General features: G+C 69.9%; 12 protein-coding genes and 2 pseudogenes. 12 read left to right on the top strand and 2 right to left on the bottom strand.

Annotated elements, in window-relative coordinates:
* Positions 1–738: LacI family DNA-binding transcriptional regulator (locus AADR41_RS36695; RefSeq protein ID WP_342286355.1), on the bottom strand; the 738-nt coding region annotated here is incomplete at its 3' end.
* Between the two features lie 130 nt (positions 739–868).
* On the opposite strand from AADR41_RS36695, the gene AADR41_RS36700 reads away from it, so the two are divergent.
* The 3 genes from AADR41_RS36700 to AADR41_RS36710 are packed head-to-tail and all read left to right on the top strand — an operon-like array spanning position 869 to position 4,030.
* Positions 869–2,020: a Gfo/Idh/MocA family protein gene (locus tag AADR41_RS36700; RefSeq protein ID WP_342286356.1), complete on the top strand. Its 1,152-nt coding sequence runs from the start codon at positions 869–871 to the stop codon at positions 2,018–2,020.
* 43 nt (positions 2,021–2,063) lie between these two features.
* Positions 2,064–3,206 carry a dihydrodipicolinate synthase family protein gene (locus AADR41_RS36705; protein WP_342286357.1) on the top strand — a complete coding sequence of 381 codons (1,143 nt, stop codon included), beginning with the start codon at positions 2,064–2,066 and terminating at the stop codon, positions 3,204–3,206.
* Positions 3,203–4,030, top strand: a complete 828-nt coding sequence (locus AADR41_RS36710; protein ID WP_342286359.1) for a sugar phosphate isomerase/epimerase family protein — start codon at positions 3,203–3,205, stop codon at positions 4,028–4,030. The genes AADR41_RS36705 and AADR41_RS36710 overlap by 4 nt, the downstream gene beginning before the upstream one ends.
* A gap of 108 nt (positions 4,031–4,138) precedes the next feature.
* Here AADR41_RS36710 and AADR41_RS36715 read toward each other — a convergent pair whose 3' ends face one another.
* Positions 4,139–4,591, bottom strand: a complete 453-nt coding sequence (locus AADR41_RS36715) for a winged helix-turn-helix transcriptional regulator (protein WP_342286360.1) — start codon at positions 4,589–4,591, stop codon at positions 4,139–4,141.
* A 102-nt stretch (positions 4,592–4,693) separates the two neighbouring features.
* Here AADR41_RS36715 and AADR41_RS36720 point away from each other — a divergent pair, with 102 nt between their 5' ends.
* The 9 genes and pseudogenes from AADR41_RS36720 to AADR41_RS36755 all read left to right on the top strand — a co-directional run.
* Positions 4,694–5,350 (top strand): NAD(P)-dependent oxidoreductase, encoded by a 657-nt coding sequence (locus tag AADR41_RS36720; RefSeq protein ID WP_342286362.1) that lies wholly within the window; start codon positions 4,694–4,696, stop codon positions 5,348–5,350.
* 268 nt (positions 5,351–5,618) lie between these two features.
* Complete coding sequence (locus AADR41_RS36725; RefSeq protein WP_342286363.1) at positions 5,619–6,950, top strand: alpha/beta hydrolase; 1,332 nt, start codon at positions 5,619–5,621, stop codon at positions 6,948–6,950.
* Positions 6,951–7,376: 426 nt separating this feature from the next.
* Positions 7,377–7,913, top strand: coding sequence for a toxin-antitoxin system HicB family antitoxin (locus AADR41_RS36730; protein ID WP_342286365.1), 537 nt, complete (start codon positions 7,377–7,379; stop codon positions 7,911–7,913).
* Positions 7,914–7,980: 67 nt separating this feature from the next.
* Positions 7,981–8,826, top strand: a complete 846-nt coding sequence (locus AADR41_RS36735) for a DUF4097 family beta strand repeat-containing protein (RefSeq protein WP_342286367.1) — start codon at positions 7,981–7,983, stop codon at positions 8,824–8,826.
* Positions 8,827–8,907: 81 nt separating this feature from the next.
* On the top strand, positions 8,908–9,900 hold the full coding sequence (locus AADR41_RS36740; RefSeq protein WP_342286368.1) for an ATP-binding cassette domain-containing protein: 993 nt from the start codon (positions 8,908–8,910) through the stop codon (positions 9,898–9,900).
* The gene (locus AADR41_RS36745) at positions 9,897–10,685 is read left to right on the top strand and encodes an ABC transporter permease (protein ID WP_342286370.1); all 789 of its coding nucleotides are present in this window, start codon (positions 9,897–9,899) and stop codon (positions 10,683–10,685) included. The genes AADR41_RS36740 and AADR41_RS36745 overlap by 4 nt, the downstream gene beginning before the upstream one ends.
* A 324-nt stretch (positions 10,686–11,009) precedes the next feature.
* Positions 11,010–14,552, top strand: a complete 3,543-nt coding sequence (locus AADR41_RS36750; protein WP_342286372.1) for a DEAD/DEAH box helicase family protein — start codon at positions 11,010–11,012, stop codon at positions 14,550–14,552.
* Positions 14,549–15,064: pseudogene (locus AADR41_RS43045) on the top strand (restriction endonuclease subunit S); the annotation flags it as partial. The gene AADR41_RS36750 and the pseudogene AADR41_RS43045, both read left to right, overlap by 4 nt.
* A 195-nt stretch (positions 15,065–15,259) precedes the next feature.
* Positions 15,260–15,931, top strand: a pseudogene (locus tag AADR41_RS36755) (hypothetical protein); the annotation flags it as partial.

The following is a 15,931-nucleotide window of genomic DNA, read 5'->3' on the forward strand; positions in this document are numbered from 1 at the left end:
CGCCGCACCCGTGCCCCCGCCGGAGCGCCCCGCCGTGCCCGTACCCCCGCCGAGGAGCCCCGCCGCCCGCATCGCGTCGCGGTGGCCCTCCAGCCGGTGGCGGGTCGTGGTCCGCTCCAGCGGGCCCGCGACATAGCCGATCCGCCGGTGGCCGAGCGAGAGCAGGTGCTCGGTGAGGCGACGCCCGCCGCCCCGGTTGTCGAAGGCCAGCGCGGCCACGACCGCCTCGCCGTCCGGCAGCGGGGGCCGCCCGCACAGCACCACCCGGGTGCCCGCGTCCGCGAGCTTGGCCAGCTTGGCGGACACCGCGGCCTGGTGCACCGGGTCCTCCACCGCGCCGCCGGTCAGGACGACGGCCGCGGCGCGCTGGCGCTGGAGCAGGGTGAGATAGGTCAGTTCGCGCTCGGGGGAGCCGCCGGTGTTGCAGACCACCGCGAGCTTCTCGCCGCCTGCCCGGCCCGAACCGGCGCCCGGCCCGCCGATCTCGGTCTGCGCCGCGCCCGCCATGATCCCGAAGAACGGGTCCGCGATGTCGTTGACCAGGATGCCGACCAGGTCCGAGGTGGCCGCCGCGAGCGAGCTGGCCGGCCCGTTGAGCACATAGTCCAGATCGTCCACCGCGCGCAGGACCCGTTCACGGGTGGACGCGGCCACCGGGTAGTTGCCGTTGAGCACGCGGGAGACGGTGGCCGGCGACACCCGGGCGCGGGCCGCCACATCCGCCAGGGTGACTGTCATCGCTTTCCTCCGAGGAGTGACAAGGGGTGAGTGGAGTTATCAGCGCACCCCCTCTTGTCCGGGCCGCTGTCGGCAGGCTAGCGTCATACCGTATAGAAAGCGCTTGCTACGGCTGTATGGAGGAAGTTTCGTGACACGCAGGACAGTGCGCATCGCCATGAACGGCGTCACGGGTCGCATGGGATACCGGCAGCACCTGGTGCGCTCGATCCTCGCGATCCGCGAGCAGGGCGGCCTCGACCTCGGCGACGGCGACGTGCTGTGGCCCGAGCCCGTGCTGGTCGGCCGCCGCGCCCATGCGCTGGAGGAGCTCGCCGCGCAGCACGGCCTGACCGAGTGGTCGACCGACCTCGACGCGGTCCTCGCCGACGACACCATCGACATCTACTTCGACGCCCAGGTCACCTCGGCCCGGGTGGACGCGATCAAGAAGGCGATCGCGGCGGGCAAGCACATCTACACCGAGAAGCCCACCGCCACCGATGTCGAGGGCGCCCTGGAGCTGGCCCGGCTCGCCGGCGAGGCCGGGATCAAGCACGGCGTCGTCCAGGACAAGATCTTCCTGCCGGGCCTGCTGAAGCTGAAGCGCCTCATCGACGGCGGCTTCTTCGGCGAGATCCTCTCCGTGCGCGGCGAGTTCGGCTACTGGGTCTTCGAGGGCGACTGGCAGGAGGCCCAGCGCCCGTCCTGGAACTACCGCGCGGAGGACGGCGGCGGCATCGTCGTCGACATGTTCCCGCACTGGGAGTACGTGCTCCACGAGCTGTTCGGCCGGGTCTCCACCGTCCAGGCGCACGTCCAGACGCACATCCCGCAGCGCTGGGACGAGCAGGGCAAGCCCTACGCCGCGACCGCCGACGACGCCGCGTACGGCATCTTCCAGCTGGAGAGCGGTGCCGTCGCGCAGATCAACTCCTCCTGGACGGTCCGGGTCAACCGTGACGAGCTGGTCGAGTTCCAGGTCGACGGAACGCACGGCTCGGCCGTCGCCGGCCTGCGCAACTGCCGGGTCCAGCACCGCTCGGCCACCCCCAAGCCGGTCTGGAACCCCGACCTCCCGGTCACCGAGTCCTTCCGCGACCAGTGGCAGGAAGTCCCCGACAACGCGGTCTTCGACAACGGCTTCAAGGCCCAGTGGGAGCTCTTCCTGCGCCACATCGTCCTCGACGAGCCCTACACCTGGGACCTGATGGCCGGCGCCCGCGGCGTGCAGCTCGCCGAGCTGGGTCTGAAGTCCCACGCGGAGGGCCGCCGCCTCGACGTCCCGGAGCTGTCCCTGTGACTGCCCACCCCGTACACGTACGGCGCATCGGAGCTGATCTGAGTTGACCATCCACCTCCCGCAGGGCCCGTACGAACCCCGTACCACCCCGCTCGGCCTCGCGCCCGGCGGCAGCCCGCTCGCCTCCCGCACGGTCTTCTCGGCGGCCCATGTCGTCGCCGACCCGTACGCCGACATCAGCCCCGACTCGCCGGCCGCCGTCGACTGGGACGCCACCCTCGCCTTCCGCCGTCACCTCTGGTCGCACGGCCTCGGTGTCGCGGAGGCGATGGACACCGCCCAGCGCGGCATGGGCCTGGACTGGGCCGGCGCCGCCGAGCTGATCCGCCGCTCCGCCGCCGAGGCGAAGTCGGTCGGCGGCCGCATCGCCTGCGGCGTCGGCACCGACCAGCTCACCGGCCCCGCCACCCTCGCCGAGGTCCGCGCCGCGTACGAGGAGCAGCTCGCGCTCGTCGAGGAGAGCGGCGCCCAGGCCATCCTGATGGCCTCCCGCGCGCTCGCCGCGGCGGCGAAGGGGCCCGAGGACTACCTGGAGACGTACGCGCACCTGCTGCGCCAGGCGTCGGAGCCGGTCGTCCTGCACTGGCTGGGCCCGATGTTCGACCCCGCGCTGGACGGCTACTGGGGCTCCTCGGACCTCGACACCGCCACCGGTACGTTCCTGAAGGTCATCGCGGAACACCCGGACAAGGTCGACGGCATCAAGATCTCCCTCCTCGACGCGGAGCGCGAGATCGACGTCCGCCGCCGGCTGCCGGGCGGGGTGCGCTGCTACACCGGCGACGACTTCAACTACCCCGAGCTGATCGCGGGCGACGACCAGGGCTTCAGCCACGCCCTGCTCGGCATCTTCGACCCGCTGGGCCCGCTGGCCGCACACGCGGTACGGGTCCTCGACACGGGTGACACCCAGGGTTTCCGCGACCTCCTCGACCCCACGGTCGAGCTGTCCCGGCACCTCTTCCAGGCGCCCACCCGGTTCTACAAGACGGGTGTGGTGTTCCTCGCCTGGCTGGCCGGCCACCAGGACCACTTCACGATGGTCGGCGGTCTCCAGTCCGCCCGCTCGCTGCCGCACCTGGCGAAGGCGTACGAACTCGCGGACCGGCTGGGCCTGTTCCCCGACCCGGAGCTGGCCGAATCCCGGATGCGCGCCCTGCTCGCCGTCAATGGAGGCACCCGATGAGCGACGGCCGTCTCTCCATCAACCAGGAGACCATCAAGCAGTGGTCGCTGCCCGAGCTGGCCGAGGGCTGCGCCAAGGCGGGCATCGACAAGGTCGGCCTGTGGCGGGCCCCCGTCCAGTCGTACGGCGTCGAGCGCACCGCCCGACTCCTCGCCGACTCCGGCCTGTCCGTCACCAGCCTCTGCCGCGGCGGCTTCTTCACCGCAGTGGACCCGGCGGAACGGGCCCGTGCCCTCAACGACAACCGCGCCGCGGTCGACGAGGCGGCGGGACTGTCCACCGACACCCTGGTCCTGGTCTCCGGCGGTCTCCCCGAGGGCAGCAAGGACCTGCGCGGCGCCCGTGAGCGGATCGCCGACGCGCTCGCGGAGCTGGCCCCGTACGCGGCCGAACGCGGCGTACGCCTGGCCATCGAACCGCTGCACCCGATGTTCGCCTCGGACCGCTGCGTGGTCTCCACGCTGTCCCAGGCGCTGGACATCGCGGAACGCTTCCCGGCCGACCAGGTGGGCGTGGTCGTCGACACGTACCACATCTGGTGGGACGACCAGGCGCCCGCGCAGATCGCCCGCGCCGGTGCGGGCGGCCGGATCCACTCCTTCCAGCTGGCCGACTGGATCACCCCGCTCCCGGCGGGCGTTCTGCTCGGCCGGGGCCAACTCGGTGACGGAGCGGTGGACTTCCGAGCCTTCCGCTCCCTGGTCGAGGCCGCCGGCTTCGACGGCCCGATCGAGGTGGAGATCTTCAACGAGGCCCTCTGGGCCCGGGACGGCGCCGAAGTCCTCGCGGAGGTGGCCGCCCGGTACGCCGAGCACGCCTGCTGACAAGGCTCTTTGCCACCAAGGCAAAGAGATCGTCAAGGCGTGCAACCGTTTGGCACCCGACCGAGTCGTATCTGGCGTCGGGTGCTTCCGGGGAGGGATCTGGGGGGATCAGGAAGCCTCGACGTTGGGGGAAAGCGAGGGGGGCCCGGTCTTGCGACCGGGCCCCGTTTCGTGTGTCCGGGCGAGGGCGGGCGCCGGATCGGGGCTCCCGTGCGCGTCCCTCGCGTCGCTCAGTTCCGGCAGATGCGCCGCCGCCCACGCGCAGCAGGCGGCCATCGGGGCGAGCAGGGTGCGGCCCAGTGCGCTCAGTTCGTAGTCCACCCGTGGGGGGATTCCGCCATGGACGGTACGGGTGACGAGGCCGTCCCGCTCCATCGACCGGAGCGTCCCGGTCAGCACCTTCGGCGTGATGCCGCGCAGCGGGACCGCCAGTTCGCTGAAGCGCCGCGGGCCGCCCTCCAGATACCTGATGATCTTCGGGGTCCATTTGCCGCCGATCCGGAACGGCGAGGTGACATGGGAGCAGCCGGTGAACATTTCGGGATCAAGTGGTTGGCTCACCCCGGTGAGCGTACGTAACTATCGTTGCGGAAACCATGGGGTGCGGGGCTAGCGTCCGCCTCACCGGCCCGCGGACCCGCGGGCCTTGGCGAGGGGAACCCCATGGGCAGCAGGATCGTCGTCTTCGGAGCCGGCGGGCGGGCCGGACGGCGCGCGGTCGCCGAGGCGGTGGCCCGCGGGCACCGGGTCACCGCGGTGGTGCGGGACACGGACAGGTACCGGGATCTGGCCGGTGAAGGCGTGAGCGTGGTCGCCGGTGATGTGACCCGGGCGGACAGCGTCGCGGAGGTCGCGGCGGGGCACGATGCGGCGATCTGCGCGGCCGGGCGGCTCGACATGCCGTCGGCGGAGTTCTACAGCAGCGCGGCCCACGCGCTGCTGGACGGCTTGGCCGGGGCCGGGGTCGGCCGGCTGGTCCTCATCGGGATCGGATCCACGCTGGAGACCGCACCCGGGGTGGTGGTCCATGACGCCCCCGGCTTCCCCGAGGAGGCACGGGCCTTCTCACTGGGTCACACCGCGGAACTCGACGTGCTGCGCGCCGCGGAGACGGACATCGACTGGCTCGTCATCGCCCCGCCGCCCGTCATCCTGGACGACGAGGCCCCACGGACCGGCCGGTACCGGACGGGAGACAACCGGGTGCTGCCGGCCGTCGATGGTGCGACCTCCTTCTCCTACGCGGACCTGGCGGTGGCGCTGATCGACGAGATCGAGAGCCCGAAGCACCATCGCTCGCTGACCGCGGTCGCCCCCTGAGCGCGCTCCGGCACGGGCCGGCATACCGGCGGGCTGCGGCTGCGGGCCGAGGGGCTGTACGTCTTCCCGCTCCAGCTGTACGTCTTCCCGCTCCGGGGGAGCGCGACCGCGTCCACTTCGGTGGCGGGCGGCATCCCTGCGCCGGGCTCACAGGTTTCTGACAAGTGGGGGCCAGTGTGGGGTGCGTCCGTCCCCGACGTGTGGTGCGCAGCAGCCCGGTCGCGGTCGGTCATGAGCATCCGGAGCGACCTGAGAGGCGGGACCGCGCATGGCGGTGGACAAGCGAGGCGGCGGGGATTTCGGCGGCCGGGTTCGTACGGCGGCTCTTGTCGCCAGTGCTGTTGTGGTCGCGGGTGCGGCGACGGTGCCCGCCCTGGCGGTGGGGGGTGGAACCCCGGCCACGCCGGGGCCCGGTACGGCCGGGGCCTCGGCCACGGTGTCGGTGGGGCGGGTGAGCTACGACCTGGGGGACCTGGCCTTCGTGCCCGGTGCGCCGTACGAGGGGAAGAGCGAGCTCGCCGCGGTGGTGCGCTATCCCGAGGGGCCGGATGGCAAGGGGCCGACGCGGGGCAGGCATCCGCTGATCGTCATGCAGCACGGGCAGTGGGCCACTTGCGCGGACCGTGCCGCGCAGCGCGGGCTGACGAAGGCGCAGAAGGCGCTGGCGCTGGCCGAGAAGGCGGGGGACGAGGCCGGGGTGGCCAGGCAGACGGAGATCATCGAGAAGATGAGCGACCGGCTCTGGGCCTGGCCGTGCAAGGCCGGTGTCTCCCCGCTGCCGAGCAGCTCCGGCTACGACTATCTGGCCCGGAGCCTGGCCCGGCAGGGCTTCGTGGTGGTTTCCGTGGGAGCCGACGGGATCAACGCGACCAGTGGCGGCCAGGCGGATTCGGTGTACCAGGCACGTGCCGCACTCATCAACAAACACCTGGACCTGTGGCGTCAACTCGATGTGGGCAAAGGACCGTTGAGGGGCAAGCTCAAGGACCCGAGGACCGGCCGGGCCGTCGGCGCCGCCTTCGCCGGGCACCTGGACCTGGGGCGCGTCGGGACTCTCGGACACTCCATGGGCGGCGGAGGTGTGATGCAACAGGTCTCCGACAAGCGGCACGGCGACTGGCCGGCCGGGGTGAAGGTCAGGGCGGCGCTGGGGCTCGCACCCACCGCCACCTGGGAGAACGAGCCGGTCACCAAGGTTCCGCTGGCGGTGCTGTGGGGCACGTGCGACCAGGTCAACACCGGTGAGTACGTGAGGTGGAACAGGAAGACGAACAAGGCGCCGCTGCACGGCATCACCCTCACCGGCGGCAACCACAACTACTTCAACACGCAGTGGTCGCCCGGTAGTGGCCAGGTCGCGGCGGTGGACGACGCGATCCCCGGCGAGCGGCCCGGACGGTGTGTCTCACAGGACGGCCGGAACCAGCAGCACCGGGGGCTCGACGAGGCGACCCAGCGCCGGATCGCCACGGGCTACACCGTCGCGTTCTTCCGCAGGTACCTCCTGGGCGACACCTCGGCGGACGCACTGCTGACCGGCCGGAAGAAGCTGCCCGGTGTGCCGGGCGTGGTGAAGGTGGAGTACGTGAAGCCGCACTGAGGGCCGCTCGCGGCGGTCCCCGCCCTTCCGGGCCCCGGGCACGTACCGCGTGCGCGTGTTCCCCGAGGCGTCACGGTGCCGGCCGGCGTCCGGGACGGCTGCCGGCCAGGCCCCGCCCAGCAGTCGGGCGGGGCCCGACTCGCGGGCGGGCCGGGGCGCCGACTCGGCGTCGTCCCCCGAGCCATGGCGGTGCCACATGGCGCCACGTGGCACTGCATGGCGCCACATGGCGCCACGTGGCACCGCATGGCGCCACATGGCATCACTAGAGGCGCCAGAGGGGCCGGATCCTTGGGTGGCGCCACATTGATGCAATGCGAATTCTGTCGCGTTTTTGCAGGTCAGAGCCGCTGGGTGAAGGGTGGACCGCCAGGTATTCCGCCTACGGGGTTGCGAGTGGTGCCATCGTGGTGCCACTATGGCGTCATGGACCTCACGCCGTATGTCGACAACCTCCGCCGCGAACTCGCGGTGGCCGCCGAAGCCGGCGGCGAAGAAGCCCGCGAGCTGGCCGAGCGGCTCACCGCTCCGCTGGAGTCGGCAACCCGCCTGACGATGCTCAATGTGCTCTCCGCCGCGATGGACGAGGTCACCCGTGAACTCGCCCCCGGCTCGGTCGACGTACGGCTGCGCGGGCTCGACCCCGACTTCGTGGTGACGAAGCCGGCGGGCGAGGAGGTGCCCGAGGAGCGGAGCGCGCCCATCGAGCCGCTCAGGACCCCGGCCCCGGCCCCGGCGCCCGCCGACAGTGACGAGGGCGGCACCGCCCGCGTCAATCTGCGGTTGCCCGCCCACCTCAAGGCGCGCGCCGAGGAGGCCGCGAACCGCGAGGGCCTTTCGGTCAACGCGTGGCTGGTGCGAGCCGTGTCGGCCGCGGTCGACGGCGGAGACCGGCCGCGTACGACGGAGAAGACCCGCACCGCCCGCAGTCACGGACAGAGCTTCACGGGCTGGGTGCGCTGAGCGCGCACCCGGACCTGCCTGAATTCACCCGGAATTTCACCCTGATACCCAAAAGGACGGGACAGCCATGCCTTCTTTCCACACACCCCAGCCGATCTCCGTGACCGCCAACGTGGAGGCCGGATCCATCCGGTTCGTCGCCACCGACCGGCCCGAAACCGTCGTCGAGGCACGGCCCCGCGACCCGAAGAAGGACCAGGACGTGCGGGCGGCCGAGCAGACCGAGGCCACCTGTGCGGGCGGTCTGCTGACCGTCAGGACGCCCAAGGGGCGCCGCCTCATCGGACCCTCCGGCGTCGTCGACGTGACGGTCGAACTGCCCGCGGGCTCGCAGGTGGAGGTGACCGGCGCCCTGGCCCAGGTGCAGGGCGAGGGCCGGCTCGGCGAGGTGAGGGTGAAGACCTCCGCGGGGGACGTGCGCCTCGACACCACCGGTCCGCTGACGCTCGCCACGTCGCACGGCTCGATCGTCGTGGACCGGGTCGAGGGCCGGGCCGAGGTCACCACCAGCACCGGCAATGTGCGCGTCGGCTTCGTGGACGGACCCGCCGTCCTGAAGAACGCGAACGGCACCACGGCCGTCGGCACCGTGACCGGCGAACTGCGGGTGGGCGGCGCCAACGGCAGCATCGACATCGCGCGTGCCGAGGCATCGGTCACCGGCACCGCGACCAACGGACTCCTGCGCGTCGCCGACGTCGCCCGTGGCGAAGTCCAGCTGGAGACCTCCAACGGCTCCATCGAGATCGGCATCCGCGAGGGCGCCGCCGCCTGGCTCGACGTCAGCTCCAACCGGGGGCAGGTGCGCAACTCGCTCGCCGCGTCCGGGGCCCCCGAGCGGGCCGAGGACTCCGTCAAGGTCCGCGCTCGGACCAACTGGGGCAACATCGACATCGTCCGCGCCAAGGCCTGACCCGCTCAAGCAGTCGGCAGATCACTCCACTTCACCGCTCAGCACGCCTTCCAGGGGGAGGACCCCATGCCTAATTCTGTCATGCCCACACCAAGGAACGACGGCGCGCAGCAGCCCGCCCTCGCCGTCTCCACCGCCGATCTGCGCAAGTCGTACGGCGACAAGACCGTCCTCGACGGCATCGATCTGCGGATCCCCTCCGGTACCGTGTTCGCCCTGCTCGGGCCGAACGGCGCCGGCAAGACCACCACCGTGCAGATCCTGTCCACACTCATCGCCGCCGACGGCGGGCGGGCCCAGGTCGCGGGCCATGACGTCGCCACCGCGCCGGACGGGGTGCGCGCCGCGATCGGCGTCACCGGACAGTTCGCCGCACTCGACGATCTGCTCACCGCCGAGGAGAACCTGCTTCTCATGGCCGACCTGCTGCGCCTCGGCAAGCGCGAAGGGCGCAGGCGGGCCGAGGAGTTGCTGGAGCGGTTCGGCATCGCGGACGTCGCCAAGAACCGTGCCGCTACCTTCTCCGGCGGCATGCGGCGCCGTCTCGACCTCGCGATGACGCTGGTCGGCGACCCGAAGGTGATCTTCCTGGACGAGCCGACGACCGGGCTCGACCCGCGCAGCCGCCGCACGATGTGGGACACGGTGCGCACGCTGGTCGAGGGCGGCGTCACCGTCTTCCTCACCACGCAGTACCTGGAGGAGGCCGACCAGTTGGCGGACCGGATCGCGGTCCTCGACGGCGGCCGGATCGTCGCCGAGGGCACCGCCGACGAGCTCAAGGCGCAGATCCCCGGCAGCCATGTGCGGCTGCGGTTCACCGACCCGGACGAGTTCGAGCGCGCGGCCGCCGCCTTCCCCGGCGCCGCCCGCGACGACGAGAACCTCTCCCTGCGGGTGGCGAGCGACGCCGGCATGGAGGCGCTGCGCGCCCTGTTCGACCAGCTGGACGCGGCCGGAGTGCGGGCCGCCGACTTCTCCGTGCACACCCCCGACCTCGACGACGTGTTCCTCGCCCTGACCGGCGACGGCACCGACGCCACTCCGCTCCACGTCAAGGAGACCCTGCGATGAGCACCCTCACGTACGCCGTGCACGACTCGATGACGATGCTGCGGCGCAACATCAAGCACGCGCTGCGCTACCCGGCCGTCTCGCTCGGCCCGGCCATGATGCCCATCCTGATGCTGCTGCTCTTCGTGTACGCCTTCGGGGACTCGATCGGTGCCGGTCTGCCGGGCTCCGGCGGCCGGGACGCGTATCTGGAGTATCTGACGCCCGGCGTCATCATCATGGGCGTGGCCGCCGGGGCCATGTCGACCTCGATCGCGGTCTGCCAGGACATGACCGAGGGCATCATCAACCGCTTCCGCACCATGAACATCACACGCTCGTCGTTCATGACGGGCCATGTCATCGGCTCCGTCATCACCACGGTGGTGAGCCTGGTCCTGGTGGTGGGCGTGGCCCTCGCGCTCGGCTTCCGCCCCGACGCGAACCCGCTGGAGTGGCTGGCCGCGGCCGGGCTGATCGCGGCCATCGCCTTCGCCGTGGCCTGGCTGTCGGCGGCGCTCGGCCTGATCTCCAAGACGGTCGAGTCCGCGAGCAACAAGCCGCTGCTCATCCAGTTCCTGCCGTTCCTCGGCTCGGCGTTCGTGCCGGCCGGTTCGATGGCGCCCGGCCTGCGCTGGTTCGCCGAGTACCAGCCGTTCACGCCGATGACCGAGACCCTGCGCGGCCTGCTCACCGGCTCGGCGATCGGCAACAGCGGCTGGATCTCCCTCGCCTGGTGCGCCGGCATCACCCTGGTCGGCTACTTCTGGTCGCGCTCGCTCTTCAACACCAGCACCAAGCGCTGAACCCGGAACATCCACGGGCGGGGTGCTCACCCACCGGCACGCAGCCGGCGGGAACGGGCACCCCGCTCCCGCATGTCAAGGGCATCGGCCCGGCTGCGGGGAGCCGTTCGTCGTCCGGCCTTCGCGGAGCTGATCCGAGCCGCCGGGACCGAAGTGAAGTCCGCCGTCATACCGGCCCCGCCGGTATGAAGAACCTGGCAAAACACAAGGCCCGACCACCCTGCGCCTCGTAGACTCGATCATCTTGACGATATGTACCGGTGGGGTGGGAACAGCGTGGACGACCGGCTTCGGGACCTGGCCAAGGCATCACCGAACTTTGGGGTGTTGTATCAGCATCAGCCGCTCCTCGCCCTGTACGGCGCCCAGGCCGAACTCAACGTCTTCAGCAATCCGAACGCCGCCCAGGTCCAGGCGGGCCAGTTCGGTGAGGTGCTGGCCGAGGATCTCGTCACGCGTACGGGCATCCGTGTCGCGGGCACCCGCCAGATCGACCGGCTGCGGGCCCTCACCGACATCGGCGCCCTCACCCCCGCCGTGCACGACGCCTTCGACCGGCTCCGCCGCGACCGCAACGAGGCCGCGCACGCCCACGTCTTCGACACCACCCGCGCCCTTGAGGCCGTCCGTTTCTGCTACGAGCTCGGAGTCTTCTACCACCGCGCCCTGACCGGTAAGCGCACAGTCACGGCCTTTGTTCCGCCTGCCATGCCCGTACTCACGGACCCGGCGGAGGTCGCCGAACTGCGCCGGGCACTCGACGGGCAGCGCGACGCACTGGCCCAGTCCCGGGTCAAGCTGAGCGAGTCCACCGACCGCCTCGCGGCCGAGAGCCGGGCCCGCGCCGAGGCCGAAGCCCTGATGGTCAGTGCTCAGCAGGCCAAGGCAGCGTTGGCCGCCCGGCTCGTGGACATGGAGACCGAGATCGTCAGCCTGCGATCCGCGCAGCAGGCTCAGTACGAGACCGACCGCAAGCAGCCGCGTCGGGTGAACGCCGCCGCCCGTGACGCCATCGTGCACCGTGCCCAGCGCCCGGCCCCTCTGAACGAGGTCCAGGCCCGGCAGAAGATCGACGTCATGCTCGCCGAGGCCGGCTGGCTCGTCCAGGACTGTGCCGACCTGAACCCGCTCGCCGGACAGGGTGTCGCGGTACGGGAGTTCACCCTCGCGACCGGACGCGCGGACTACGTGTTGTATGTCGATGGCCGGATCGTCGGCGTCATCGAGGCCAAGCGCGAGGGGGACCACCTCTCCAGCGCCCTCTCCCAGAACGAGCGCTATGCCAAGGGCGTGCTGAAGGAGCACAGCCTGGCTGTCTGGCGGGAGTCCGAGCCCTTCGCCTTCCGCTACGCCACCACCGGAACCGAGACCTACTTCGTCAATCGCCTGGACCCCGAGCCCCGGTCCCGCGAGGTGTTCTCCTTCCACCGTCCCGAGACCGTCGCCGCTTGGATGGAGCGCGCGGAGGACCGCCGGGCCCCGACCTTCCGGGCCGGTCTGCGGCGCATGCCGAAACTGGAGCCGTACGGTCTGCGCCTCGCGCAGATCGATGCGATCAGCGGCCTGGAGCAGTCCCTCGCCCAGGACAGGCCCCGCGCTCTGATCCACATGGCGACCGGCGCGGGCAAGACCTTCACGGCCGTCACCGAAACGTACCGACTGCTGCGCCACACGGGTGCCCGCCGTGTCCTCTTCCTCGTCGACCGCAACAACCTCGGCCGTCAGGCGTTGTCGGAGTTCCGCAACTACACCACCCCTGATGACGGCAGGAAGTTCGCCGACCTCTACAACGTCGACCGGTTGGGCGCGGCCGGACTCCAGGACACCTCGTCCGTCGTGATCTGCACGATCCAGAAGATGTACGCCCTGCTCAAGGGCGAGCAGCTGACGGACGACGACGCCCGCGACGACGCGACGGACGCCGGACAGCAGCAGACGGGCACGGCTTCCGCCGACAGTGCGGGGGACGACCCCGAGATGAACTACGCCACCGACCGCCCCATCGAGGTCGAGTACCAGCCGGACGTGCCTCCGGAGTCCTTCGACCTGATCGTCGTGGACGAGTGCCACCGTTCCATCTACGGACTGTGGCGGGGCGTCCTGGACTACTTCGACGCCCACCTCGTCGGCCTCACCGCGACTCCGACTGCGCAGACCCGGGGCTTCTTCGACCAGAACACGGTCTCCGAGTACACCTACGAGCAGGCCGTCGCCGACGGCGTCAACGTCGACTTCGACGTTGTCCGCATCACGACCGACCTGCGCGAGCAGGGTGGCGCGAGGATCGAGGCAGGGACGACGGTCCGGATCAAGGACCGCAAGACCAGGGCCCAGCGGTACGTGGAACTTGACGACGACCTCACCTACACCACCGGCCAGATCGGCCGCTCGGTGATCAACATCGATGAGATCCGAGCCGTGCTCACGATTTACAAGAACAACTGGCAGCGCTGGTTCCCCGGCCGCAAGGACCTCCCCAAGACCCTCGTTTTCGCGGTCGGCGAAGACCATGCCGAGGACGTGCTCAAGCAGGTCAAGGAGGTCTTCGGGCGCGGTGACGACTTCGCAAAGAAGATCACGTACAAGAGTCGTCAGAACGGCGACAACCCCGACGACCTGATCAACGATCTCCGTAACTCGCCCCGGATGCGGGTGGCCGTGACGGTCGACATGATCGCCACGGGTACGGACGTACGGGCTCTGGAGTGTGTGATCTTCCTGCGGTCGGTACGCAGCGCGGTTCTCTTCGAGCAGATGAAGGGACGCGGGGCACGCACCATCGATGCCACCGAGCTGCGCGAGGTCACCCCGGACGCCGACGACGACGTCACGAAGGACCGCTTCGTCCTGATCGACGCGGCGGGCGTCACCACCTCCCCGCTGGTGGACGCGCGGCCCATGATCCCGGCGACGGGCAAGCAGGTCTCGCTCGCCAAGCTGCTCGACAAGACAGGGTCGAAGTCGATCAGCGCGGAGGAGGCGGAGATCCTCCAGCGGCGCCTGTCGCGGCTGAGTCAGCAGCTCAAGCCGGAGGAGCGGGACCTCCTGGCCAACACGGCGGGTGGCACGACCCTCTCCGAGATCGCCCGCGGGATCGTCGACGCGGTGGACGTCGACGCGCAGGACACGGCGAGGCGGCAGGGTGGTGCGGGAGCGGCCCGCAGGCTGGTGGAGGACGCCGTGGCCGTTCTCACCGGCAACCCGGAGCTGCGCCGCCAGATCCTGGAGATCCGCCGGGACAAGGACCTGACGTACGACGAGACGACGGCCGTCACCGTGACGGAGGTCGAAGAGGTCCCGCGCGAGAAGCGCGCCCGCGAGAACCTGGACGAGTGGGGCGACCTACTGAAGGAACAGCGCGACCGCAACGCGGCGATCCGGCTCGCCCTGGGCAGCGGGAACCCGGTCTCCCCGGCCGAGGCCCGGGACGCCCTTAAGGAACTCGCGGCGACGATCCGGGCCTCCAGGCGGGCCTGGACGCCCAGGGTGCTCTGGGGCTTCCACGAGGACCTGAGTCAGGCGGTGGCCCGCCCGGGGCGCGAGGCGGGCATCCCTGATCTGATCAGCCTGATCCGTTACGAGCTGGGCGCGGACAGTGAGCTCCGCCCGTACCGTACGGTGGTCGAGGAGCGTTTCGAGGGTTGGCTGCTGCGGCAGCGACAGGCGGGCGTCGCATTCACGGACGAGCAGCTGTGGTGGCTGGAGAAGATCCGGGACGTCGTCGCCAGCGATGTCGGCATAGAGCCGGCGGAACTTGCCCACGAGCCGTTCACGGAGCGCGGCAAGGGGCGCGGCTTCATGATGGCGTTCGGCGGGAAAGAGCCGGCGCTGGATCTGTTGACTGAGCTGAATCGGGAACTGGCTTGAGCGAGAAGGAACTTCCGGCGGGGTGGGCGTGGGCCTCTATCGAAGATCTATGCCAAGTAAATCCCAGGCGCCCTGAATCGTCGCCTGACGATAACACTGAGATCTCTTACGTTCCGATGGCTTCCGTGGAAGCCGGAACGGGTTGCCTATCTCCAGATCAATCAAAGTTCTACGGAGATGCGAAAAATAAGTCTCTCACCCGATTCCAGGAAGGCGATGTCCTCTTCGCCAAGGTTACGCCGTGCATGGAGAATGGGAAAATCGCAGTAGCACGCGGGTTGAGAAATGGCTTGGGTGTAGGCAGTACGGAGTTTCACGTATTGCGGCCTCGGCGAGGAGTTTCCGCATCATATATTGCTCATTTTCTGCTGCAGAGCTCGATCCGGCGTGACGCAGAGCGAAGCATGTCCGGAGCTGTTGGGTTGAGGCGCGTTCCACGCGATTACTTGGCTTCGCTACGGCTGCCAGTTCCACCCGCCGCGGAGCAGCGTCGCATCGTAGAAGCCCTCGAAGGTCACATCTCTCGCCTGGATGCGGCGGTCCGACTCCTCAAGGGCTCCACCCGGCGTTTTTCACTCCTTGCTGATTCAGTGGTCAGTGCCATGCTGAGCGACGGCAGCGGATCCCCCGTTGAGCCTCTCGAAGGCCTTTTGCGTGAGCCTCTGCGTAATGGGCACTCGGCCCGGGTGACTGCGGACACCGACGGAGTGCGCACGCTCAATCTCACCGCGGTTACGTTGAACGATTTCCGGGATGAGAACACGAAGATCACGTCAGCGGATCCTTCAAGAGTCAAGGGGCTTTGGCTGGAACCGGGTGATATTCTGATCCAGCGGTCCAATACGCCCGAGTTGGTTGGCACGGCGGCAATTTTTAACGGACCAAAGAACTGGGCCATTTACCCGGACTTGTTGATCAGGGTGCGCACCGGCTCCCGTCTGGACCCCGAATTCGCGACGATGGTTCTACGAAGCAGGGTGGCGCGGAACTACTTCAAGAGCAAGGCGAAGGGGCTGGCAGGCTCCATGCCAAAGATCGACCAGGCTGTCATCGCCAATTTCCAGATGCCAGTTCCACCCATCGAAGAACAGAAGCGCCTGGTGGCTGAAGTTACCGCCAAGATCGATGCGACCGCACATGTCGGCAGTCAATTGAGCAGGCAGGACTTGCGTGCGGCGTCGCTGCGGGATGCTCTCCTGCGCCATTCCTTCAATGGCGCCCTCGTCCCCCAGGACCCCACCGACGAACCAGCCGCCACCCTCCTCGCCCGCATCCAGGCCGAGCGCGCCGCGCAGCCCGAGGCGAAGCGCGCCCGTCGCGCCCCCGCGCCTCGTAGGGCGAAGGCCCCCGCAGCCTCATCCGCCGCGCCCGCACCCAGC

Source organism: Streptomyces sp. CLV115 (genome assembly GCF_038448545.1).
GTDB lineage: Bacteria > Actinomycetota > Actinomycetes > Streptomycetales > Streptomycetaceae > Streptomyces > Streptomyces sanglieri.

Coding starts and splice junctions, on each gene's coding strand:
- AADR41_RS36730 (WP_342286365.1), top strand. CDS start 7,377: ATGGACCTCACGCCGTATGTCGACAACCTCCGCCGCGAACTCGCGGTG.
- AADR41_RS36740 (WP_342286368.1), top strand. CDS start 8,908: ATGCCCACACCAAGGAACGACGGCGCGCAGCAGCCCGCCCTCGCCGTC.
- AADR41_RS36735 (WP_342286367.1), top strand. CDS start 7,981: ATGCCTTCTTTCCACACACCCCAGCCGATCTCCGTGACCGCCAACGTG.
- AADR41_RS36710 (WP_342286359.1), top strand. CDS start 3,203: ATGAGCGACGGCCGTCTCTCCATCAACCAGGAGACCATCAAGCAGTGG.
- AADR41_RS36725 (WP_342286363.1), top strand. CDS start 5,619: ATGGCGGTGGACAAGCGAGGCGGCGGGGATTTCGGCGGCCGGGTTCGT.
- AADR41_RS36745 (WP_342286370.1), top strand. CDS start 9,897: ATGAGCACCCTCACGTACGCCGTGCACGACTCGATGACGATGCTGCGG.
- AADR41_RS36720 (WP_342286362.1), top strand. CDS start 4,694: ATGGGCAGCAGGATCGTCGTCTTCGGAGCCGGCGGGCGGGCCGGACGG.